At 73.8% G+C, this 21905-nt stretch carries 20 protein-coding genes; 1 reads left to right on the top strand and 19 read right to left on the bottom strand.

The genetic code is table 11. From position 1 onward, the window contains the following. Positions 1-36: 36 nt before the first annotated feature. The 16 genes from DNK53_RS15885 to DNK53_RS15810 all read right to left on the bottom strand — a co-directional run bounded on the left by DNK53_RS15885 (position 37) and on the right by DNK53_RS15810 (position 17340). Positions 37-480: a type II 3-dehydroquinate dehydratase gene (locus DNK53_RS15885; protein WP_110183309.1), complete on the bottom strand. Its 444-nt coding sequence runs from the start codon at positions 478-480 to the stop codon at positions 37-39. Then, on the bottom strand, positions 477-1589 hold the full coding sequence (gene aroB / locus DNK53_RS15880; protein ID WP_110183308.1) for a 3-dehydroquinate synthase: 1113 nt from the start codon (positions 1587-1589) through the stop codon (positions 477-479). The genes DNK53_RS15885 and aroB overlap by 4 nt, the downstream gene beginning before the upstream one ends. Next, positions 1586-2056, bottom strand: a complete 471-nt coding sequence (locus tag DNK53_RS15875; RefSeq protein WP_110183565.1) for a shikimate kinase — start codon at positions 2054-2056, stop codon at positions 1586-1588. Before DNK53_RS15875 ends, aroB begins: the two co-directional genes overlap by 4 nt. Before the next feature lie 50 nt (positions 2057-2106). After that, a complete protein-coding gene (gene aroC / locus DNK53_RS15870; protein WP_204163979.1) occupies positions 2107-3285 on the bottom strand; it encodes a chorismate synthase in 1179 nt (392 codons plus the stop codon). Positions 3286-3320: 35 nt separating this feature from the next. Continuing rightward, the gene (locus DNK53_RS15865; RefSeq protein ID WP_110183307.1) at positions 3321-4127 is read right to left on the bottom strand and encodes a prepilin peptidase; all 807 of its coding nucleotides are present in this window, start codon (positions 4125-4127) and stop codon (positions 3321-3323) included. Then, positions 4124-4972, bottom strand: coding sequence for a shikimate dehydrogenase (locus DNK53_RS15860; protein ID WP_110183306.1), 849 nt, complete (start codon positions 4970-4972; stop codon positions 4124-4126). Before DNK53_RS15860 ends, DNK53_RS15865 begins: the two co-directional genes overlap by 4 nt. 4 nt (positions 4973-4976) lie before the next feature. After that, positions 4977-6143 carry an endolytic transglycosylase MltG gene (gene mltG / locus DNK53_RS15855; RefSeq protein WP_110183305.1) on the bottom strand — a complete coding sequence of 389 codons (1167 nt, stop codon included), beginning with the start codon at positions 6141-6143 and terminating at the stop codon, positions 4977-4979. Then, entirely contained in the window at positions 6136-6597 is a 462-nt protein-coding gene (gene ruvX / locus DNK53_RS15850; protein WP_239456591.1) for a Holliday junction resolvase RuvX, read from the bottom strand. The genes mltG and ruvX overlap by 8 nt, the downstream gene beginning before the upstream one ends. Before the next feature lies 1 nt (position 6598). After that, on the bottom strand, positions 6599-9319 hold the full coding sequence (alaS, locus tag DNK53_RS15845) for an alanine--tRNA ligase (protein ID WP_110183303.1): 2721 nt from the start codon (positions 9317-9319) through the stop codon (positions 6599-6601). After that, positions 9319-9666 carry a DUF6167 family protein gene (locus DNK53_RS15840; protein WP_110183302.1) on the bottom strand — a complete coding sequence of 116 codons (348 nt, stop codon included), beginning with the start codon at positions 9664-9666 and terminating at the stop codon, positions 9319-9321. The genes alaS and DNK53_RS15840 overlap by 1 nt, the downstream gene beginning before the upstream one ends. Continuing rightward, complete coding sequence (locus DNK53_RS15835) at positions 9663-10142, bottom strand: hypothetical protein (protein ID WP_110183301.1); 480 nt, start codon at positions 10140-10142, stop codon at positions 9663-9665. Before DNK53_RS15835 ends, DNK53_RS15840 begins: the two co-directional genes overlap by 4 nt. A gap of 11 nt (positions 10143-10153) precedes the next feature. Continuing rightward, positions 10154-11548: a replication-associated recombination protein A gene (locus DNK53_RS15830; protein WP_420846507.1), complete on the bottom strand. Its 1395-nt coding sequence runs from the start codon at positions 11546-11548 to the stop codon at positions 10154-10156. A 45-nt stretch (positions 11549-11593) separates the two neighbouring features. Beyond that, positions 11594-13351 (bottom strand): ABC transporter substrate-binding protein, encoded by a 1758-nt coding sequence (locus tag DNK53_RS15825; RefSeq protein ID WP_162599983.1) that lies wholly within the window; start codon positions 13349-13351, stop codon positions 11594-11596. 119 nt (positions 13352-13470) lie between these two features. Beyond that, positions 13471-15267 (bottom strand): aspartate--tRNA ligase, encoded by a 1797-nt coding sequence (aspS, locus tag DNK53_RS15820; protein ID WP_110183299.1) that lies wholly within the window; start codon positions 15265-15267, stop codon positions 13471-13473. Continuing rightward, positions 15264-16616: a histidine--tRNA ligase gene (gene hisS, locus DNK53_RS15815; protein WP_110183298.1), complete on the bottom strand. Its 1353-nt coding sequence runs from the start codon at positions 16614-16616 to the stop codon at positions 15264-15266. Before hisS ends, aspS begins: the two co-directional genes overlap by 4 nt. Position 16617: 1 nt before the next feature. Next, positions 16618-17340 carry an MBL fold metallo-hydrolase gene (locus tag DNK53_RS15810; RefSeq protein ID WP_110183297.1) on the bottom strand — a complete coding sequence of 241 codons (723 nt, stop codon included), beginning with the start codon at positions 17338-17340 and terminating at the stop codon, positions 16618-16620. 86 nt (positions 17341-17426) lie between these two features. Here DNK53_RS15810 and DNK53_RS15805 point away from each other — a divergent pair, with 86 nt between their 5' ends. After that, positions 17427-18665, top strand: a complete 1239-nt coding sequence (locus DNK53_RS15805) for a DUF349 domain-containing protein (RefSeq protein ID WP_110183296.1) — start codon at positions 17427-17429, stop codon at positions 18663-18665. A gap of 18 nt (positions 18666-18683) precedes the next feature. Here DNK53_RS15805 and DNK53_RS15800 read toward each other — a convergent pair whose 3' ends face one another. The 3 genes from DNK53_RS15800 to yajC all read right to left on the bottom strand — a co-directional run bounded on the left by DNK53_RS15800 (position 18684) and on the right by yajC (position 21888). After that, a complete protein-coding gene (locus DNK53_RS15800) occupies positions 18684-20918 on the bottom strand; it encodes a RelA/SpoT family protein (protein WP_110183562.1) in 2235 nt (744 codons plus the stop codon). 87 nt (positions 20919-21005) lie between these two features. After that, positions 21006-21545 carry an adenine phosphoribosyltransferase gene (locus DNK53_RS15795; protein ID WP_420846510.1) on the bottom strand — a complete coding sequence of 180 codons (540 nt, stop codon included), beginning with the start codon at positions 21543-21545 and terminating at the stop codon, positions 21006-21008. Between the two features lie 25 nt (positions 21546-21570). Continuing rightward, a complete protein-coding gene (yajC, locus tag DNK53_RS15790) occupies positions 21571-21888 on the bottom strand; it encodes a preprotein translocase subunit YajC (protein ID WP_110183295.1) in 318 nt (105 codons plus the stop codon). Positions 21889-21905 lie beyond the last annotated feature (17 nt).

Genomic DNA, 21905 nt, shown 5'->3' with positions numbered 1-21905 from the left:
AGCGTGAAAAGCGCTCCCCCTGCGGCGCGGGGCGGGTCAGGGCCGGACGGCGAGGAGCTCGAGCGCCTGCCGGTAGCCCTGGACGCCCTGGCCGACGACGGTGGCCAGGGCGTGCGGCTCGACCACGGACGTGTGCCGGAACTCCTCGGGCCGCTGCCCCGGGTCGGAGAGGTGGACCTCCACCAGCGGTGCCTCGAGCTGGGCGCAGGCGTCGAAGAGTGCGAAGGAGTAGTGGGTCCAGGCACCGGCGTTGAGCACGACGGGGAGGCGCTGGTCCGCGGCGTCGTTGAGCCAGTCGAGCAGCTCGCCCTCGTGGTTGGTCTGGCGCACCTCCACGTCGAGGCCGAGGTCGCTCCCCCAGCCGCGGCAGAGCTCAGCGAGCTCGGCGTGGGTCGTGGTGCCGTAGATCTCCGGCTGTCGACGGCCCAGGCGCCCCAGGTTGGGGCCGTTGAGGACGAGCACCCGACGCGTCGCGCTCACGCGACGCTCCCGGACATCACGGCGTACGCCGCCCGCAGGTGCTCCTCCTCGGGCCCCGCGAGGATCCGCGGCTCGGCCAGGTCCTCGAGGACCACGAGGCGCAGCTGGGAGCCGCGGGTCTTCTTGTCGACGGCCATGGCCGCGCGCAGCTCCTCGAAGGAGGCCCCCGCCCACGTCACCGGCAGCCCCAGCCGGCCGAACGCCTCCCGGTGTCGGCCTGCGACGTCGTCGTGGAGGATCCCGGCCAACCGGGCCACCTCGGCGACGAAGACGCAACCCAGGGCCACCGCCTCGCCGTGCCGCACCTCGTAGCCCGACGCCCGCTCGATGGCGTGGGCCATGGTGTGGCCGTAGTTGAGCACCTCGCGGCCCGGGTGGCCCCCGCTGCCCCCGGTCTCCTTGAGGTCGTCGACGACGACGTCGACCTTGACCCGGATCGCGCGCTCGACCAGCTCGCGCAGCACCGGCGAGCCGGGGACCAGCTCGTCGGCCGCCACCTGCTCGACGAGCTCGAGGATCCGGGGGTCGGCGATGAAGCCGCACTTGACCACCTCTCCGAGCCCGGCGACGAGCTCGGCCCGGGGCAGCGTCTCGAGCAGCCGGAGGTCGCAGAGCACCCCGGCGGGCTCGTGGAACGCCCCGACGAGGTTCTTTCCGGCACCGGTGTTGATCCCCGTCTTGCCCCCGACGGCGGCGTCCACCATGGCCAGCACGGTGGTGGGCAGGTGGACGACCCGGACGCCGCGCAGCCACGTGGCCGCCACGAAGCCGCCCAGGTCGGTCGTCGCTCCGCCGCCCAGCGTGACGACCGCGTCGGACCGGGTGAAGCCCGCCTCGCCGAGCGCCTCCCAGCAGTCGGCGGCCACGGCGGCCGTCTTGGTGGCCTCGCCGTCCGGCAGCCCGAGCGCCAGCACGTCGTAGCGGCCGGCCAGCACGTCGGCCACCGGCTGCGCCAGGGCGCCGAGCTCGCCGGCGTAGAGCAGGGCGACCCGCTGCACCCCGTCGCCGAGGATCCCGGGCAGCCGGTCGGCCAGGTCGTGCCCGACCAGCACGTCGTACGGCGACGCGCCGCCGACGTGCAGCCGCGTCTCGGCCGGTGTCCCGCTCATGCCAGGGCCTCCATGATCTCGTCCGCGACCTCTTCGGGGGACCGTCCGTCGGTCTCCACGACCAGCGCGGCGACCGACTCGTAGAGCGGGGCGCGCTCGTCGAGCAGGGCCTTGATCCGGCCGCGCACGTTGCCGAGCAGCAAGGGGCGTCCGGTGCCGAGGCCGACCCGCTTGACCGCGTCGGAGAGACCCACGCGGAGGAAGACCACGGGCCGGCCGGCCAGCAGCTCCCGGGTCGCGGGGTCCAGGACGGCCCCGCCACCGAGGGAGAGGACGCCGGTGTGCTCGGCCAGGGCGCGCGCCACCGCCTCCCGTTCCAGGGCGCGGAAGTGCTCCTCGCCGGAGTCCACGAAGATGTCGGAGATGCTGCGGCCCTCACCGGCCTCGACGTCGGTGTCGGTGTCGCGGTGGCCGACGCCCCAGGCGGCGGCGAGCAGGGCAGCCACGGTGGACTTGCCGGCACCCATCGGGCCGACCAGGACGGCCCGCGGACCCGCCCCGGCCGCTGCGGCGCCGGTCACCGGAACCGCAGGGTGTCGAGGTAGGACTGCGCGTTGCGGCGGGTCTCCTGGACCGAGTCGCCGCCGAACTTCTCCACGGCCGCGTCCGCGAGGACGAGCGCGACCATCGCCTCGGCCACGATGCCTGCCGCGGGGACGGCGCAGACGTCTGAGCGCTGGTGGTGCGCCACCGCCTCCTCGCCGGTCGCCACGTCCACGGTGCGCAGCGCCCGAGGCACGGTGGCGATGGGCTTCATCGCCGCCCGCACGCGCAGGACCTCGCCGGTGGTCATCCCGCCCTCGGTGCCGCCGGAGCGCCCCGACGTGCGGCGCAGCCCGTCGGCGGTGGGCACGATCTCGTCGTGGGCCAGCGAGCCGGGGGTGGCGGCCAGCTCGAAGCCGTCGCCCACCTCGACGCCCTTGATCGCCTGGATGCCCATGAGGGCGCCGGCGAGGCGCGCGTCGAGCCGCCGGTCCCAGTGGACGTGCGAGCCGAGACCCGGCGGGAGGCCGTGCACGACCACCTCGACGACCCCGCCCAGGGTGTCGCCGTCCTTGTGGGCCTGGTCGATCACGGCCACCATCGCGGCCGAGGCCTCGGGGTCGAGGCAGCGCACCGGGTCCTCGTCGAGGCGGGCCACGTCGTCGGCGGTGGGCAGCAGCCCGGACGGGGCGGGGACGCCGCCGAGCTCCACGACGTGGGAGACGATCTCCACGTCGAGGGCCTGGCGCAGGAAGTTGGAGGCGACGCGGCCCAGCGCCACCCGGGCGGCGGTCTCGCGGGCGGAGGCCCGCTCGAGGATCGGGCGGGCCTCGTCGAAGTCGTACTTCTGCATGCCCACCAGGTCGGCGTGCCCGGGACGCGGCCGGGTGAGGGGCGCGTTGCGGGCCATCGTGGCGAGCTCGGCCGGGTCCACGGGGTCCGCGGACATCACCTGCTCCCACTTGGGCCACTCGCTGTTGCCCACCTCGACTGCCACGGGGCCGCCCTGCGTGGCGCCGTGCCGGACTCCCCCGACGATCCGGACCACGTCCTGCTCGAACTTCATCCGGGCGCCGCGGCCGTGGCCGAGCCGACGCCGGGCCAGCGAGTCGGTGAGGTCGTCGGTCGTGACCTGGACGTGGGCCGGGAGGCCCTCCAGGATCGCGACGAGGGACGGTCCGTGGGACTCGCCTGCCGTGAGCCATCGCAACATGGGCCCCAGTCTCCCACGAGGCCTCCGGCGATCGGTCAGGCCCAGCCCCCCACGAGATGTCCCCAGACCCATGGCCCGGCCACCACCCCGACCAGCGCGCCGAGGACCATGAAGGGCCCGAACGGCACCCCCGTGCGGTCGGCCCGCCCCGTGGCGGCCAGCAGCCCCCCGACGACGCCGCCCAGCACGAAGCCGGCGTACAGGCCCGTGAGCAGCTCGCCCCAGCCGAGGTGGCCCAGCGCGATGCCGAGCACCCCCGAGAGGCGCACGTCGCCGTAGCCCAGCCCCCGGGGGTGGACGAACCAGAGCAGGAAGAAGGAGGTGCCGGCGACCAGCCAGCCCCAGGCCGCGCGGACCAGGTCGGCATGGTCCCCGGCCACGAGGGCGGCGACGAGCGCGGCCGGCACCAGGAACGCGTAGCAGCGGGCGATCACCCAGGTGGGCAGCAACCGGGTCCGCCAGTCGACCACCGCGAGGGCGACCAGCACGGGCACCAGCGGGAGCAGCAGGAGCAACGACCAGTCCCAGCCCGCGACGGCACCCACCACCCCTCCCGAGGCGCCGGAGGCGAGGGCGGCCTTCACGCCGAGACCCCGGGTGGCCGCGATCGCGGCGTAGGACTCCTTGGCCTCCGCCGCGATCGCGGCGTAGGACTCCTTGGCCTCGGGGGCCGAGGCGGGCTCGACGTCGGTAGCGGGGGCGGGCTCCGCCTCGCTGGCAGGTACGGGCTCGGGCTCGCTGGCCGGCTCGGGCTCGGGCTCGGGGATCCGGGCCACCAGCGGCGGCACGAGCAGCCCGCCCGCGCCGCACAGCCCGGCGCCCAGCAGGGCCGCCCCGATCACGGCGCCCCCCGGGCGGGGTCGCGCTCGCGCAGGGCCCGCTCCCCCGCGGCCCGCATCGCGGCGATCGGCGCGTCCCGGCCGGTGAAGAGCGCGAACTGGAGGGCCGCCTGGTGGACGAGCAGGTCCAGACCGGAGACCACCGCCCCCGTGGCTGCCCGGGCCAGGGGCGTGGGCCACGGGTCGTAGAGCACGTCGAAGAGGCACGGGACGTCGGCCACGCGCTCCACCAGCCCCGGCTCCTGCGCGCCGGCGGGGATGGTGGAGACCACGACGTCGGGACGCACCGGCACCGCTGCCCCGTCGACGAGGTCGGCGAGGCGCAGGACCGTGACCTCCGGGGCTCCAGGGTGGGCGCGGACCGCGGTCGCGGCGGCTGCCGCGCGGGCGGGATCCCGCACGGCCACGGCGATCCGGCGCACACCGGTCTCGGCGAGCGCGAGCCCCACGGAGGTGGCCGTGGCCCCGCCCCCGAGGACGAGCGCCGTGGTCGGTGCCGACGGCATCCGCTCCTCGAGCGCCGCGACGGCGCCCGGGAGGTCGGTGTTGTCCCCCAGCACGTCGCCGTCGAGGACCAGCGTGTTGACCACGCCGGAGCGCCGGGCCCGGTCGGTCAGCCGGTCCGCCCGGGCGTGGGCCTCGAGCTTGAGCGGCATGGTGACCGACAGGCCGCGCCACTCGGCGTCGAGGCCGTCCACGAACGCCGCCAGCCCGCCCGCCGGCACCCGGTGGGCGTCGTACACCCAGTCCAGGCCCAGCGCCGCGTAGCCCGCCCGGTGCAGGGTGGGCGACAACGAGTGCGCCACGGGGTCGCCCAGCACCCCGCACCGGCGGGCCGTCGAGCTCATCGGGTCAGCACGCGTCCGAGGTCTCGCAGTAGGCGAGGTACTCGTCCTTGAACTGCAGGAACTCCTGGTAGTCCTCGGCGAACTTCGTCTCGCCGGTGCGCAGGTCGACGGTCACGTAGTAGTACCAGGGGCCGTCGGCGGGGTTGACCGCGGCGTCGATGGCGTCGTCGCCGGGCGCCTCGATGGGCGTCGGCGGGAGGCCAGGGTACAGCCGCGTGTTGTACGGCGTGTCCACGGCCAGCTCCTCGGTGGTGAGCGCCGTCGTGCCCGACTTGCCGATGCCGTAGGCGTTGGCCGCGTCGACCTGCAGGAGGCCGTTGGTGCCGCCCTTGTCGCCCGGGCCGTCGAGACGGTTGTAGATCACCCGGGCGACCTTGGGCATGTCGTCCCCCCGGCCCTCCGCCTCGACCAGCGACGCGATGATCATGATCTCGGCCGGCGTCCTGCCCAGCTCGGCCGCCTTCTGCTCCAGCCCGGCGTCGTCGGCGGCCTGCCGCCACCGCGAGACCATCTTGGCGAGGATGTCGACCGGCTTGTCCTTGGGCCCGAGCTCGTAGGTGGCCGGGAAGAGGTAGCCCTCCGCGTTGCCCCCGGCGTACTCGGGCAGGCCCAGGGCGGCGGGGTCGTCGAGCGCCTTCTCGTAGCGCTTGCGGTTGAACTTCGTCTCCTCGACCAGGATGTCGACGATGTCGACGACACGAAGGCCCTCGGGGATGGTCACCGTCGTCTTCACCTGGTTGGCCGGGTCGACCAGCAGGTCGAGCGCGTCGGCGGCCCGCATCCCCTCGGCCAGCTCGTAGGAGCCGGGCTGGATCCCGTTGGAGTCGGGGTTGGCCGCGGCCGCGTCGATGAAGGCCTGGACCGAGGCGACCACCCCGGCGTCCTTGAGGTTGCGGCCGATCTCGGCGACGACGTCCCCGGGCTCGACCTCGAACATCACCTGCCCCTCACCGGGGCCCGGGTAGTCCTCCACCGAGCCGAACTGGTCGGAGACGAACTCCATGCCCCGGTCGACCGCGACGTAGAGCCCGCCGGCCAGGAGCGCGAGGACGGCGAGCAGCACGAGGCAGCCGACCGGTCCGCGCCGCTTCCTGCGGGCGCCCCCGGCGGTGTACTCGTCCGCCTCCTCGTCCTGCCCCAGGGGCAGGACCTCGTCCTCGTGCTCACTCATCGCTGACCTCGACGATCTCTCCGGGCGCGGATCCGGTGCTTCGCTCCGTGTCCAACGCGTGTTGCAGGATGACGACGGCGGCGACCTGGTCGACCACCGCGCGTCGTTTGCTGCCCTTGCTGCCCCGCTCGCGGAGCATCGACTCCGCGCTCACCGTGGACAGGCGCTCATCACACAGCCTCACGGGGACCGGTGCAACCCGACGGGCCAGCGCGAGGGCGAACTCGCGGACCTTGCCGGCCGCCGGCCCCTCGGAACCCGACAACGACCGCGGGAGCCCGACGACGACCTCCACCGCCTCCTCCTCGGCCAGGATCCGGGCGATCCGGCGCAGGTCGCCGCGGCCCCGCGGCACCGTCTCCACCGGGGTGGCGAGGAAGCCGCTCGGGTCGCTGCGGGCCACCCCGATCCGGGCGTCCCCCGGGTCGACCCCCAGCCGCACACCGTGACGCACGTCAGGCTCCGCCGAGCGCCCGGGCCACCTCTGCGGGGACGGCCGCGACGGCGGCGTCGACGCCGCCCACCTCGGTGCCGCCACCCTGGGCGAGGTCGGCCTTGCCGCCGCCCCGGCCCCCGACGTGCGGACCGAGCGCGCGGACCAGGTCGTTGGCCGAGAGCCCCCGCGCGCGGGCCGCGTCGTTGGTGGCCGCGACCACGGAGACCTTGCCGTCGGCAGCACCGACCAGCACCACCACGGCGGGCCGGTCCTGGCCGAGCCGGGCCCGGACGTCGGTGGCCAGGGTCCGCACGTCGCCGCCGGAGGCGCCGTCCAGGCGGGTCGCCACCACGGCCACCCCCGAGACGTCCTGCGCGGCTTCGGCGAGCGCCGCGCCGCCCGCGAGCAGCTGGGCCAGCCGCGCCCGCTCCAGCTCCTTCTCGACCGCCCGGAGGCGCTCGACCATGTCCCGGACGCGGCCCACCACGTCGTCGGGCTGCGCCTTGAGCAGGCCGGTCAGCTCGGAGACCACGTCGCGCTCCCGCGCGAGGTAGGCGAAGCCCTCGACCCCGGTGTAGGCCTCGATGCGCCGGTTGCCCGAGCCGACCGAGGCCTCGCCCGTGACGACGACGGTGCCGATCTGGCTGGCGTGCTCGACGTGGGTGCCGCCGCAGAGCTCGCGCGACCACGGGCCGCCGATCTCCACGACCCGGACCTTCTGGTCGTCGTAGGTCTCGCCGAAGAGGGCGATGGCGCCCCACTCCCTGGCCTCCGAGAGCGTCATGTACTGCCAGCCCACCGGCAGGTCGGCACGGAGCGCCTGGTTGGAGACGGCCTCGATGTCGCGCACCTGCTCGGGGCTGAGCGCCGAGGTCCAGCCGAAGTCGAGCCGCAGGTAGCCGGGACGGTTGTAGGAGCCGGACTGCAGCGCCGACGGGCCGAGCACCTCGCGCAGGGCGGCGTGCACGACGTGGGTGCCCGAGTGGGCCTGCCGGGCGCCGGTGCGCCACTCGGGGTCGACCCGGGCGTGCAGCCCGGTCGCACCGGCGGGGAGCTCGCCCTCCAGCACGCGCACCTGGTGGACGACCAGGCCGCGGACCGGACGCTGCACGTCGACGACCTCCAGCACGGTGCCACCGTCGAGCTCGATGCGTCCGGCGTCGGCCGCCTGGCCTCCGGACTCGGCGTAGAACGGCGTGCGGTCGAGGACCAGCTCGCCGACCTCGCCGGGGGCGAGCGCGGGGACCGGCCGGCCCTCGCGGAGCAGGGCCAGGGCCCGCGACTCGGTCTCGAGGGTCTCGTAGGCGAGCCACTCGGTGGGGCCGTGCGCGTCGAGGACGGCCCGGTACGCCGCCGTGTCGGCGTGCTGGCCGCGCTTGGCGCGCGCGTCTGCCTTGGCCCGGGCACGCTGCTCGGCCATCAGCTCGCGGAAGCCCTGCTCGTCGACCTCGAGCCCCTGCTCGGAGGCCATCTCCAGGGTCAGGTCGATGGGGAAGCCGTAGGTGTCGTGCAGCGCGAAGGCCTGGTCCCCCGGGAGCGAGCGGCCGCCGGCCTCCTTCACCTCGGTCGCGGCCAGATCGAAGATCTGCGTCCCGGAGCGCAGCGTCTTGCGGAACGCGTCCTCCTCGGTGAACGCGACCCGCGAGATCCGCTCCCAGTCGTCGTGCAGCTCGCGGTAGGTCTCCCCCATCCGGTCGCGGGAGACCGGCATCAGCTCGGGCAGGGCGGGGTCCTCGTGGCCCAGCAGGCGCATCGACCGGACGGCCCGGCGCAGCAGCCGGCGCAGGACGTAGCCGCGGCCCTCGTTGCCGGGGGTCACGCCGTCGCTGATCAGCATCATGGAGGAGCGCACGTGGTCGGCCACCACGCGGAACCGCACGTCGTCGGCCGGGTCGTCGCCGTACCGGCGGCCGGTGAGCTCCATCGCCCGCTCGATCACCGGGAACATCACGTCGATCTCGTACATGTTCTGCTTGCCCTGGAGCAGGAACGCGACCCGCTCGAGGCCCATGCCGGTGTCGATGTTGCGCGAGGGCAGCTGGCCGGCGATGTCGAAGTCGCTCTTGGAGCGCACCGCCGACAGCTCGTCCTGCATGAAGACGAGGTTCCAGATCTCCAGCAGGCGGTCCTCGAGCTCGACCGGCATGTCGGGGCCGAGCGTCGCGGCCTCGAAGTCGGGACCGAACTCGGGGCCGCGGTCGTAGAGCAGCTCGGAGCAGGGGCCGCCGGGCCCGGGCACGCCCATGGACCAGTAGTTCTCCTTGGGACCGAGCTTGATGATCCGCTCCGGGGGGAGGCCGGTGACCCGGCACCACAGGGCCTCGGCCTCGTCGTCGCCCGCGAGCACCGACGGGTAGAGGCGCGACTCGTCGAGGCCGAAGCCGCCGTCGGCGACCGGCTTGGTCACGAGGTCCCAGGCCAGGCGGATGGCGCCTTCCTTGAAGTAGTCGCCGAAGGAGAAGTTGCCGCACATCTCGAAGAAGGTGCCGTGCCGGGTGGTCTTGCCGACGTCCTCGATGTCGGGCGTGCGGACGCACTTCTGGACGCTGGTGGCGCGCGGGTAGGGCGGGGTCTCCTGGCCGAGGAAGTACGGCTTGAAGGGCACCATGCCGGCGTTGACGAAGAGCAGGTTGGGGTCGTCGAGCAGCAGCGACGCCGACGGCACCGCGGTGTGGGCCCCCACGGTGGTGTCGCGCTCGAAGTGCGCGAGGAAGCGGCGGCGGATCTCGGCGGTCTCCATCAGGTCCTGTCTCTCGTGTCGTCGTCCGCCCGGGGCCGGGGCGCCGGGGCGGGGGTCGGGTGCGGGGTCTGCTGCGCGGGGAGCGGGGCGGGGGTGCCGCCGGGCGGGGATCCCGCCGGGAGGGCCGCGGGCCCGGTGAGGTCGAGGCCCAGCCGGTGGCGGAGCTCGGTCTCCTTCTCTGCCCGCGCCGCGTGCATCTCCTCGCCGGCGAGCCGGGCGGCGTGCGCGAGGCCCTGCCAGCGGTGGCGCAGGCCCTCGGCGCTGACGCTCGCCAGGGCCCGGCGCGCGCGGTTGGCCGCGTAGGCGCCCGCGCCTGCGCCGGCCACGAACCACAGGCCGCGGCTCATGCCGCGTCACCCCGGTCGCGCGCGTAGTACTGGCGCAGGGCCTCCTTGACGTCGGCCCGGCGACGCCGGGCGGAGCGCCGGGTCTCCCGCCGCATCTCCGCCCGCAGCCGGGACCGCACCTCGGGGGCGAGCACCCGGCGTACGCCGTGAGCCCAGGAGGCCGCCTTGACGACCGACTCGCGGAGCACGAGGTCGGCGAAGAGCCGACCCTCGATCCGGGCCGGGACGGCGGGGGCCTCGCGCTCGGCGCCGACGTCGGTGATGACGAACTCGGCCGTCGGGAGCGTGCCCGCGGCCGCGCCTGCGGCCCGGGCCTGCTCGAGGGCCTCCAGCCTGGCCAGGAGCGCGGCCTGCGCCTCCTCGGCGCGGGCGAGCTGCCGGGCGGTCCGGCGACGGGTCCGGACCAGGACGCCGGCGAGCACCAGCGCGACCGCCAGGGCCGCGCCGGCCAGCGCGAGGGTCGTCGGCTCGGTCACAGGGGGGAACCCTACCTGCCCCCGCGGACGCCCCGGACGAGGCTGCGGATCCGCTCCCAGCGCTCCTTGACCGCGGCCTCGGCGCCCAGGCTGGTCGGCCGGTAGTAGCGGGCGCCCTGCACGACGTCGGGCGCGTACTGCTGCTCGGCGACCCCGTAGGGCTCGTCGTGCGAGTACTTGTAGCCGCCCCCGTGCCCCAGCTGCTTGGCGCCGCCGTAGTGCGCGTCCCGGAGGTGGGCCGGGACCGGCCCGATCTTCCCGGCGCGCACGTCGGCGCTGGCGGCGTCGATCGCCTTGATCACCGCGTTGGACTTCGGCGCCACCGCCAGCGCGATCGTGGCCTGCGCCAGGTTGAGCCTGGCCTCGGGCATCCCGATGAGCTGCACGGCCTGCGCCGCCGCCACCGCCGTGGTCAGCGCGGTGGGGTCGGCGAGCCCCACGTCCTCGCTGGCGAGGATCACCAGGCGCCGCGCGATGAAGCGCGGGTCCTCCCCCGCCTCGACCATCCTGGCCAGGTAGTGCAGCGCCGCGTCCACGTCGGATCCGCGGACCGACTTGATGAAGGCGCTGGTCACGTCGTAGTGCTGGTCGCCCTGCCGGTCGTAGCGGACGGCGGCGCGGTCCACCGCCGTCTCGGCCAGCTCGAGGTCGATGAGGGTCGCGTCGCCCTCGGGCTCCGCCGCGGGGCCGGTGGACGCGGCGGCACCGGCGGCCGCCTCCAGGTAGGTCAGGGCACGACGCGCGTCCCCGCCCGCCAGGCGGACGAGGTGGGCGCGGGCGTCGTCGGCGAGCCGGTACCGCCCGGCCAGGCCCCGGTCGTCGGCCAACGCCTGGTCGACGACCGACGAGACGTCCTCGTCGGTCAGCGACTCGAGCCGCAGGAGCAGGCTGCGCGAGAGCAGCGGGGAGATCACCGAGAAGAAGGGGTTCTCGGTGGTCGCGGCGACGAGCGTCACCCACCTGTTCTCCACGCCGGGCAGCAGGGCGTCCTGCTGCGCCTTGCTGAACCGGTGGACCTCGTCGACGAAGAGCACGGTCTCCCGGCCGCCCCGCGCGAGCTCGCCGCGGGCGGCGTCGATGGCGGCGCGCACCTCCTTGACCCCCGCCGAGACCGCCGACACCTCGACGAACCGGCGGTCGGTCTGCAGGCTGACGATCCCGGCGATGGTGGTCTTCCCCGTGCCGGGCGGCCCCCACAGCAGCAGGGACATCGACTGGTCGCCCTCCACCAGGCGGCGCAGGGGCGACCCGGGTGCCCGCAGCTGGGCCTGCCCGACCAGCTCGTCGAGGGTCCGGGGACGCATCCGCACCGCCAGCGGCGCCGAGGAGTGCGTGTTGGTGCCCAGGGACCCGGCACCGGGGTCGGGGGCGTCGAAGAGTCCGGGCTCGGACGACGGCTCAGCCACGCACCCAGCCTAGGTGGGTCCGGTCAGGACCCCGGTCGACGGGCGTCACCGGACGACGAAGAGGTCCTTGTAGTGGGGGGCGCCGATCGCTGCGTCGCCCGAGGGGTTCCCGATCTTCTCGCCGAAGGCGAGCAGCTCGTTGCGGTGGTCGACCGGGATCACCGCGGACAGCTCGGAGACCAGCCGGTGGTCGAGCTCGCTCCACGCCGCGCCCTGCTGCTCGTGGGGCAGCGTGCTGATCCGCTCGATCTCGGCGTCGACCTCCTCGTCGGCGAACCGTCCGACGTTGTAGAGGGAGTCGGAGCCGACGAGCGCCGGGAGCAGGGCCGACCCCGTCGGCCAGTCGGCGCACAGCGTGACCCCGCGCAGGTTGAGCTGCTTGTTGATGTCGTCCTTCGGGTCGGTCCAGACGTTGTACGGCGACTGGGCCACGGGGATCGCGCGGACCTTGAAGCCCCCCGCCTTCAGCCCGCGGGTGACCTCGCCCTGCACCTCCCGCGCGATCGGGTCGGCGCCGTAGTAGATCATCGTGATCTCGTACTCCCCCGGCCGGTAGCCCGCCGCGGCGAGCAGCTCCTTGGAGAGCTCGGGGTCGGTGCGCACCGGGCCGCCCTCGAGGACGAGGTCCCGACGACCCGCCGTCCAGTACGGGAGGATCGACGCCGCGTGCACGCGGGTGGCGCCGGGCACCTCGCCCGCGGCCAGCCAGGCGTCCTCGTAGGGGTAGGCGTAGGCGAGCGCGCGGCGCACCTCCACCTCGGTGATCCGGCGGTGGTCCGGGACCAGCGTCGTCACGCACGGCGAGGGCTGGTGGACGAGGCGGTTGCCGAGCTCCGTCAGCCCCCGCTCGTAGTGCTCCTGGCCCAGCGCCGTCGAGATCGCCGTCTGGGACTCCGGGCTGCCGGAGAGCAGCAGCTCGTCGGTCTCGGCCTGGTCCTGGTCGAAGCGGAACACCCACTTGTCGACGTACTGGTGGCGGGCGGGGTCGCTGCCCGGGTTCCACTGGTCGTTGCGGACCAGGACGAGCTCGCGGCCCGCCTTGAAGCTCTCGACCTTGTAGGGGCCGTTGGAGAGCGGGTCCCGCCCGTAGGCCGGCGGGACGGAGGCCTTGCCCTCGGGAGCCGGACCCATCGCCATGAAGGCCCCGAAGTGGTCCATGTCGGGGAACGGCTCCGTCATCCGGAGGACCACGTCGCGGCCTTCGACGGTGACGCCGCGGAGCTTCTTGTCCGCGTCCCGGTAGGGGCCCCGGTACTTGTCGGCGCCCTCGAGGTAGCGCGCCGAGTACTCGGTGCCGGGACCCAGGGGGAACGCCTTCGCGTCCAGGGAGCGCTTGATCCCGAAGGCCACCTCGCGCGGCGTGATCAGCTTGCCGTCCTCCCAGGTGGCGTCCTCGCGGATCGTGAAGCGCCACTCCGTGAAGTCGTCGTTGGGCCGGCCCAGGTCGACCGCGAGGTCGGGCACGAGCACCGGCCGGCCGTCCTCGCCGCGCGCGTACTGGGTGAGCGACCGGTGGGTCAGGGCCTGCTGGATCGCACGGCCGCTCCCCTGCCACGACGCGGAAGGGTCGAGCGTCGCAGGCCCCTCGTCCTCGGGCAGGTGGACGGTGATCGTGCCGCCGGCGGTGGCGCCGTCGACGTCGGGGGCCGGCCCCTGTCGGGAGGCGTCCCGGGTCACCACCGCGGCGGCGGGCTCCCCACCGTCGGGGTCGTCGGGGCCGTCGGGCTCTCCTCCGGAGCAGGCGGCGAGGGCGAGCAGGGCGGTGGCGCAGGCCAGCACCCGGACCGACCTGGACCGCTTCATGCTGTTCCGCCTTTCACGCAGGGGCACGCCGAGCACCGGTGCGCCCGGAAGGGCGGCGCGTGGGGGACTCTAGGTGACGCCCGTGTTACGTGTAATCACCGTGGGATAACGATCGGGTCTCACCCGTCCTGGTCCTCGGGGGTGGCGTCGACACCCGCCTCGGCGCGCTGCTGCGGGGTGATCGGGGCCGGAGCCGACGTCAGCGGGTCGTAGCCACCGCCCGACTTGGGGAAGGCGATGACGTCCCGGATCGAGTCGGTCCCCGCGAGGATCGCCGCGATCCGGTCGAGACCCACCGCGATCCCGCCGTGCGGCGGAGCGCCGTACTTGAACGCCTCCAGCAGGAAGCCGAACTTCTCCTGCGCCTCCTCCTCGCTGATCCCCATCACCGCGAAGACGCGCTTCTGCACGTCCTCGCGGTGGATACGGATCGAGCCACCGCCGAGCTCGCTGCCGTTGCAGACGATGTCGTAGGCGTAGGCCAGCGCGCTGCCCGGGTCGGTGTCGAAGGTGTCGAGGAACTCCGGCTTGGGGCTCGTGAAGGCGTGGTGCACCGCCGTCCAGGCTCCGGCGCCGACCGCCACGTCACCGCTGGCGACGGCGTCGGAGGCCGGCTCGAACAGGGGTGCGTCGACCACCCAGGTGAAGGCGAAGGCCGACTCGTCGATGAGCCCGCCCCGGCGACCGATCTCGAGCCGCGCGGCGCCCAGCAGGGCGCGGCTGGACTTGGGTGCCCCGGCCGCGAAGAAGACGCAGTCGCCCGGGGCCGCGCCGACATGGGCCGCCAGGCCCGCGGTCTCGGCCTCGGACAGGTTCTTGGCCACGGGGCCGGTGAGCGAGCCGTCCTCCTGGACCAGGACGTAGGCCAGGCCCTTGGCGCCGCGCTGCTTGGCCCACTCCTGCCAGGCGTCGAGCTGCTTGCGCGGCTGGGACGCCCCGCCCGGCATGACGACGGCACCCACGTAGGGCGCCTGGAAGACGCGGAAGGTGGTGTCGGCGAAGAAGTCGGTGCACTCCACCAGCTCCTGGCCCATCCGCAGGTCGGGCTTGTCGGAGCCGAAGCGGCGCATCGCCTCCTCGTAGGTCATCCGCGGGATCGGCCTGCTGATCGTGTGGCCGGCCTCGGCCCACATCGCCTCGAGCACGTCCTCCATGAGGGCGATGACGTCCTCCTGGTCGACGAAGCTCATCTCGATGTCGAGCTGGGTGAACTCGGGCTGCCGGTCGGCGCGGAAGTCCTCGTCGCGGTAGCAGCGCGCGATCTGGTAGTAGCGCTCGAGCCCGCCGACCATCAGCAGCTGCTTGAACAGCTGCGGGCTCTGCGGCAGCGCGTACCAGCTGCCGGGGGCCAGGCGTGCGGGCACGAGGAAGTCGCGGGCGCCCTCGGGGGTGGAGCGGGTCAGGGTGGGGGTCTCGACCTCGACGAAGTCCTGGCCCTCCAGGACCCGGCGGGCGGCCCGGTGGAGGCGGCTGCGCAGCCGGATCGCGGCGGCCGGCCCGGAGCGCCGCAGGTCGAGGTAGCGGTACTTGAGGCGGACCTCCTCGCCGACGTCCCCGCCCTTGTGGGCGGCCGCGTCGTCGATCGGGAACGGCAGCGGTGCGGAGGCCGACAGCACCTCGACGCCGGCCTCCCCGGGCAGCGCCACGACCTCGATCTCGCCGGTGGGGATCGCGGGGTTGGCGTTCCCCTCCGGTCGGGTGCCGACCTCGCCGGTGACCTTGAGGCAGAACTCGGTGCGCAGGCTGTGGGCGACCGCCTCGTCGCGGACGACGACCTGGACGACGCCGCTGGCGTCGCGCAGGTCGAGGAACGCGACCCCGCCGTGGTCGCGCCGGCGGGCCACCCAGCCGGCGAGGGTCACGGTCTCGCCGACGTGCTCGGGTCGCAGGCTGCCGGCGTCGTGGGTGCGGATCACGGGGTGGTCTCCTCGGTGGTGGTGGTCAGGACCCGCGGTCGCAGGTCCTCGACGGGCGGGGTCCAGGTCGCCGGGTCCGCGACGACCTGCTCCCCGCTCCGGATGTCCTTGACGGTGTGCTCGCCGTCCTCGCCCGGGAACCAGACCCAGGGGATGCCGCGCCGGTCGGCGAAGCGGATCTGCTTGCCGAACTTCTGCGCCGTCGGCGCGACCTCGCACGGGACGCCGCTGCGGCGCAGCGCGGTCGCCACGCGCGTGGAGCGGCCGCGCGACTCCTCGTCCACGACGGCGACCAGCACCGCGCTCGGCACGGGCCGGGAGCCGGCGAGCACGCCGTCCGCGATCAGCGGCAGCAGGCTGCGGGAGACCCCGAAGGAGACCCCCACGCCCGGGTAGGTGGTCTTCCCGTCGGTGGCCAGCGCGTCGTACCGGCCCCCGCCGCCGACGGACTTGAGCCGCTCGTAGCCGCGCATGAAGATCTCGACGACCGTGCCGGTGTAGTAGTCCAGGCCGCGGGCGATCCGCAGGTTGGCCTCGACCGTCACCGACGGCGCGTCCACCTGCGAGCACCCCTCCACGACCGCAGCCAGCTCCGCGAGCCCCTCGTCGAGCAGCTCGTCGGTGACGCCCAGGGCGCGCACCCGCTCCACGAACGAGGTGTCGGGCACCCGGATGGTGGCCAGCTCCAGGCAGCGCGCGGCCTGCTCGGGCGTGGCGCCCGCCTGCTCGACGAGGAGCCGGGCGACCTCGTCGGCGGGCAGCTTGTCGAGCTTGTCGATCACGCGGATCGCCGCCGTGACGTCGGCGAGGCCGAGACCGCGGTAGAAGCCCTGGATGAGCTTGCGGTTGTTGAACTGGAACGACACCGGGGGGACCGGCAGCCGGTCGAGGGCGTCGACCATCACGGCCATCACCTCGACGTCGTGGTGGAACGGCAGCACGTCGCGCCCGACGACGTCGACGTCGGCCTGGGTGAACTGCCGGTAGCGACCCTCCTGTGGCCGCTCGCCGCGCCAAGCCGGCTGGACCTGGAAGCGCCGGAAGGGGAACTCCAGGTGCCCGGCGTGCTCCAGCACGTAGCGGGAGAAGGGCACCGTCAGGTCGAAGTGCATGCCGAGGCCGGTGTCGTCGGCGCCGTCGTCGGCCTGGAGCCGGCGCAGCACGTAGATCTCCTTGTCGATCTCGCCGCCCTTGGCCAGCCGGTCGAGCGGCTCCACGACGCGGGTCTCGATGTTGGCGAAGCCGTGCAGCTCGAACGTCTGCGACAACGAGGCGATCACCTCGCGCTCGACGACGCGCTGGGCAGGCAGCAGCTCGGGGAACCCGCTGAGCGGGGCGATGCGCGCCACCTCAGAGCCCCCGCGTGACGGCGGGGGCGGCGCCCTCGTCCAGCAGGTCGCGCAGGTACGGGTTCGTCGCCCGCTCGCGGCCGATCGAGGTCTGCTCGCCGTGGCCGGGCAGGACGACGACGTCGTCGGGCAGCGGCAGCACCTTCTCGGTGAGGCTGCGCAGCATCTTCGGGTGGTCGCCGCCCGGCAGGTCCGTCCGGCCGATCGAACCGGCGAACAGCAGGTCGCCCGAGAACATCACCTCGGAGACGTCGGGCTGCCCGGCGGCGGCGCCGTACGGCGTGCGGAAGGTGACCGACCCCTCCGTGTGACCGGGCGTGTGGTCGACGACGAAGCTGATCCCCGCGATCTCGAGCGTCTGCAGGTCGCTGAGCTCGCGGACGTCGTCGGGCTCGGCCCACTCGTACTTCCCGCCCAGCAGCATCTGCGACGTCTCGCGCGACATGCCGGCCATCGGGTCGGCGAGCAGGTGACGGTCCCGCGGGTGGATCCACGCGGTGGCGTCGTAGCTGCCCGCCACCGGGGCGACGCACCACATGTGGTCCACGTGCCCGTGGGTGACGAGGACGGCGACCGGCTTGAGCCGGTGCTCGCGCACCACCTGGTCGACGCCGGCGGCGGCGTCCTTGCCGGGATCGACGACGACGCACTCGTTGCCGGGACCGGTAGAGACGACGTAGCAGTTGGTTCCCCAGGGGCCTGCGGGGAAGCCGGCGATGAACACGGTGATGGACCTTCGTTCGTCTCAGGATCGGTTGTCGGTCAGCAGCCTACCGAGGACCGCCCGTCCATTGACTAGCATGGGCGCCCATGAGCGCGCAGAAGCAGTCCGAGTGGGGCCGGGTGGCCGAGGACGGCACGGTCTACGTCAAGACCTCCGCCGGTGAGCGGGCCGTCGGGTCCTACCCTGCCGGGACGCCCGAGGAAGCCCTGGCGTTCTTCACCGAGCGCTTCGCCGCGCTCGAGTTCGAGGTGGGTCTCCTGGCCCAGCGGATCGCCGCGGGCAAGGTCTCGCCCGAGGAGGCGACCACGGCGGTCAAGGCCGTGCGGGCCCAGGTGGCCGAGGCCAACGCCGTCGGCGACCTCGACGCCCTCACCGCCAAGCTGGACGCCCTCGGCCCGGTCATCGCGGCCCAGCGCGACGCGCGGCGCGCCGAGAAGGCCCAGCGCACGGCGGAGTCCAGGGAGCGCAAGGAGCAGATCGTCGGCGAGGCCGAGAAGCTCGCCGCCGGCACCGACTGGCGCAACGGCGCCAACCGCCTGCGCGACCTGCTGGAGGAGTGGAAGGCGCTCCCCCGGCTCGACAAGCCGACGGACGATGCGCTGTGGCGCCGGTTCTCGACCGCGCGGACCACCTACACCCGGCACCGCAAGAGCCACTTCGCCGAGCAGCACGAGAAGCGCGACGCGGCCAAGGTGGTCAAGGAGCGCCTGGTCAAGGAGGCCGAGGCGCTCGCCGACTCCACCGAGTGGGGTCCGACCTCCGGCAGGTTCCGCGACCTCATGCGCGACTGGAAGGCCGCCGGGCCGGCGCCGCGCGACGTCGACGAGAAGCTCTGGCGCCGGTTCCGCGGCGCCCAGGACACGTTCTTCGGCAACCGGGACGCCGCCAACGCCGCGACCGACGCCGAGTTCGCGAAGAACGCCGAGGTGAAGGAGGCGCTGCTGGTCGAGGCCGAGGCGCTGCTGCCCGTCACCGACCTGGACGCCGCGAAGGCCGCCTTCCGCGCCCTCGCCGAGCGCTGGGACGACGCCGGAAAGGTCCCGCGGGACCGGATCAAGGACCTCGAGGGCCGGATGCGCAAGGTCGAGCAGGCCATCCGCGGCGTCGAGGAGGACCAGTGGCGCCGCTCGGACCCCGAGAAGTCCGCCCGGGCCGACGACATGGTGGGCAAGCTGCAGGACGCGATCGACGACCTCGAGGCACGCCTGGAGAAGGCGCGCGCCGCCGGCCACGACAAGCAGGTCCGCGAGCTCGAGGAGAACCTCGAGTCGCGCCGCGCGTTCCTCGAGGCCGCCCGTCGCGCCGCCGAGGAGTTCAGCGGCTGACGCCGGCGACGTCGGCGCCTACTGCGTGACGCGGTAGGCGTCGAACACGCCCGGCACGCCGCGCACGGCGCGCAGCACGCTGTCGAGGTGGGTCGCGTCGGCCATCTCGAACGTGAACCGGCTCTTGGAGACCCGGTCGCGGGTCGTCTGCAGCGTCGCGCTGAGGATGTTGACGTGGGACTCGGCCAGCGCCATGGTGATGTCGGAGAGCAGCCGCGCCCGGTCCAGCGCCTCCACCTGGATGTTGACCAGGAACGTCGAGTGCGCGGTGGGCGCCCAGTCGACCTCGATCAGCCGCTCCGGCTGCCCCTGCAGGCTCTCGGCGTTGGTGCAGTCCTTGCGGTGCACGGAGACGCCGCCGCCCTTCGTGACGAAGCCCAGGATCGGGTCGGGCGGCACCGGGGTGCAGCACTTCGCCAGCTTGACCCAGACGTCGCCGCTGCCCTGCACGACCACGCCGCTGTCCCCCGCCGTCGCCACCTTCTGCGGCCGCCGCCGGCGGCCGGTGATGGTGACGCCCTCGGCGAGGTCCTCCGCCGCGCCGTCGTCGCCGCCGTGGAGCTCGATGACCCGGCGCACCACCGCCTGCGCGGAGAGGTTCCCCTCGCCGACGGCGGCGTACAGGGCGGAGACGTCGGCGAGCTTGTAGTAGGTCGCCGCCTCGGTGAGCGACTCGTGGGAGAGCAGGCGCTTGAGCGGCAGCCCCTCCTTGCGCATCAGCCGGGCGATCTGCTCCTTGCCGCGCTCGGTCGCCTCCTCGCGGCGCTCCTTGGTGAACCACGCGCGGATCTTGGAGCGGGCCCGCTGGGACTTGACGAAGTTGAGCCAGTCCAACGACGGCCCCGCGGTCGGCGCCTTGGAGGTGAAGACCTCCACCACGTCGCTGTTGTCCAGGGTGGACTCCAGCGGCACGAGGCGCCCGTTGACCCGGGCGCCGATCGTGTGGTGGCCCACCTCGGTGTGCACGGCGTAGGCGAAGTCGATGGGGGTGGCCCCGGTGGGCAGGGCGATCACGTCGCCGCGGGGGGTGAAGACGTAGACCTCGGCCCGGTTGATCTCGAAGCGCAGGGACTCGAGGAACTCCCCCGGGTCCTCCACGTCGCTCTGCCAGTCCATGAGCTGGCGCAGCCAGTGCATGTCGTCGAGGTCGCCGCGCCGGTCGGTGTCGACCCCGTCGCGGGAGTTCTCCTTGTACTTCCAGTGGGCCGCGACGCCGTACTCCGCGCGGCGGTGCATGCCGAAGGTGCGGATCTGCACCTCGACGGGCTTGCCCGCGGGGCCGATGACGGTGGTGTGCAGCGACTGGTACATGTTGAACTTCGGCATCGCGACGTAGTCCTTGAACCGGCCGAGGACCGGGTTCCAGCGCGAGTGCAGCACGCCGAGGACGGAGTAGCAGTCGCGGTCCTCCTCGACGAGGATGCGGATGCCGACCAGGTCGTAGATGTCGGAGAACTCGCGGCCGCCGACGATCATCTTCTGGTAGATCGAGTAGTAGTGCTTCGGCCGCCCGGTGACCTTCGCCTTGATCCGCGAGTTCTTCAGGTCCTCCTTGACCTGGGCGATCACCTGGGTGAGGAACTGGTCGCGGGAGGGGGCGCGCTCGGCCACCATCCGCACGATCTCGTCGTAGATCTTGGGGTGCAGCGTGGCGAACGCGAGGTCCTCCAGCTCCCACTTGAGCGTGTTCATGCCGAGCCGGTGGGCCAGCGGCGCGTAGATGTCGAGGGTCTCCCGGGCCGTGCGCTCCTGGCTGGCCTGCGGCACGTAGCGCAGCGTGCGCATGTTGTGCAGGCGGTCGGCGAGCTTGATCACCAGCACCCGGATGTCGCGCGACATCGCGACGATCATCTTGCGGATGGTCTCGGCCTGGGCGGCGTCGCCGTACTTGACCTTGTCGAGCTTGGTGACGCCGTCGACCAGCGCCGCCACCTCGTCGCCGAAGTCGGCGCGGAGCTGCTCCAGCGTGTACGGCGTGTCCTCCACCGTGTCGTGCAGCAGGGCGGCGACCAGGGTCGGCTCCGTCATGCCGATGTCGGCCAGGATCGTCGTGACCGCCAGCGGGTGGGTGATGTAGGGGTCGCCGCTCTTGCGCGTCTGCGTCCCGTGCATCTTCTCGGCCGTCGTGTAGGCGCGCTCCAGCAGCGCCAGGTCGGCCTTGGGGTGGTTGGCGCGGACCGCCCGGAAGAGCGGCTCGAGCACCGGGTTGCCGGGCTGGCTCCGGGTGCCGATCCGCGCGAGCCGGGCCCGCATCGAGCGCGCCGAGAGCGGGAGCTCGGCGCTCGCCGGCTCCTGGGTCGTCCCGGTCTCCTCGCTCATCTGCGTCAGTCTAGTCCCGGCTCAGAGCGTCTCGAGGGCGGTGAGCGGGAGGCCGTCGCACTTCTCACGGCCCGCGAGGAAGCCGAGCTCCATGAGCACGGCGACCCCCACCACGACCCCGCCGCACGACTCCACGAGCCGACGCGTGGCCGCCACGGTCCCGCCGGTGGCCAGCACGTCGTCGACGAGCAGCACGCGGTCGCCCTCCGCGACGGCGTCGCGGTGCAGCTCGAGCGTGGCGGAGCCGTACTCCAGGTCGTAGGTCTCCCCGTGGGTCTCGCGGGGCAGCTTGCCGGCCTTCCGCACCGGGACGAAGCCGGCGCCCAGGGCGAGCGCCACCGGGGCCGCCAGGATGAACCCGCGAGCCTCCATCCCGACCACCTTGTCGACGACCACGTGGCCGGCGTCGTCCTGGCCGGCGCTGGCCAGGGCGGCCACGACCTGCTCGAACGCCGTGTGGTCGGCGAGCAGCGGCGTGATGTCCTTGAAGACGACGCCGGGCTCGGGGAAGTCGGGCACGTCCACGACGAGCCGCGCCATCGCCGCCCGCGCCTCCGCCAGCGTCGGCAGCTGCAGGGGCCGCACGTCAGGCACCCGGGGCGGTGGGGCCGCCCGGCTGCTCCGGGCCCGCGAGACCCTCGGGCCCGCCGGGGCCGGGGCTCGGCTCGATGGCGGCCACGGCTCCGCGAGCCACGTCGACCACGACGCCCGGCGCGATCTCGGCGCGGATCCGGTCGTCGAAGGTCTCCTGCACGGTGGCGAAGAGGCCGGAGCTCAGCAGCACCCGGTTCCCCGGCGCCAGGGACGACTGCAGGCGGGCGACCTCCTTCTGGCGCCGGCTGGCGGGTCGCACGATGAACAGCCAGAACACCAGGGCGATGGCGGCCAGGGGCAGGAACTCCACGAGGGGGACCTCTCAGA

Source organism: Nocardioides solisilvae (assembly GCF_003194625.1).
GTDB classification, from domain to species: domain Bacteria; phylum Actinomycetota; class Actinomycetes; order Propionibacteriales; family Nocardioidaceae; genus Nocardioides; species Nocardioides solisilvae.
The sequence above is the reverse complement of the archived record's forward strand: the minus strand, read 5'-3'. Positions and strand labels throughout refer to the sequence as shown.

Bases quoted from the DNA above. Each gene is read 5' to 3' on its own strand.
- DNK53_RS15800 (WP_110183562.1), bottom strand. From the start codon at position 20,918: ATGCGGGCCCGGCTCGCGCGGATCGGCACCCGGAGCCAGCCCGGCAAC.
- alaS (WP_110183303.1), bottom strand. From the start codon at position 9,319: ATGGAGACCGCCGAGATCCGCCGCCGCTTCCTCGCGCACTTCGAGCGC.
- DNK53_RS15825 (WP_162599983.1), bottom strand. From the start codon at position 13,351: ATGAAGCGGTCCAGGTCGGTCCGGGTGCTGGCCTGCGCCACCGCCCTG.
- DNK53_RS15840 (WP_110183302.1), bottom strand. From the start codon at position 9,666: ATGAGCCGCGGCCTGTGGTTCGTGGCCGGCGCAGGCGCGGGCGCCTAC.
- aroB (WP_110183308.1), bottom strand. From the start codon at position 1,589: ATGAGCGGGACACCGGCCGAGACGCGGCTGCACGTCGGCGGCGCGTCG.
- DNK53_RS15860 (WP_110183306.1), bottom strand. From the start codon at position 4,972: ATGAGCTCGACGGCCCGCCGGTGCGGGGTGCTGGGCGACCCCGTGGCG.
- aroC (WP_204163979.1), bottom strand. From the start codon at position 3,285: ATGTTGCGATGGCTCACGGCAGGCGAGTCCCACGGACCGTCCCTCGTC.
- DNK53_RS15875 (WP_110183565.1), bottom strand. From the start codon at position 2,056: ATGGGTGCCGGCAAGTCCACCGTGGCTGCCCTGCTCGCCGCCGCCTGG.
- DNK53_RS15805 (WP_110183296.1), top strand. From the start codon at position 17,427: ATGAGCGCGCAGAAGCAGTCCGAGTGGGGCCGGGTGGCCGAGGACGGC.
- mltG (WP_110183305.1), bottom strand. From the start codon at position 6,143: ATGAGTGAGCACGAGGACGAGGTCCTGCCCCTGGGGCAGGACGAGGAG.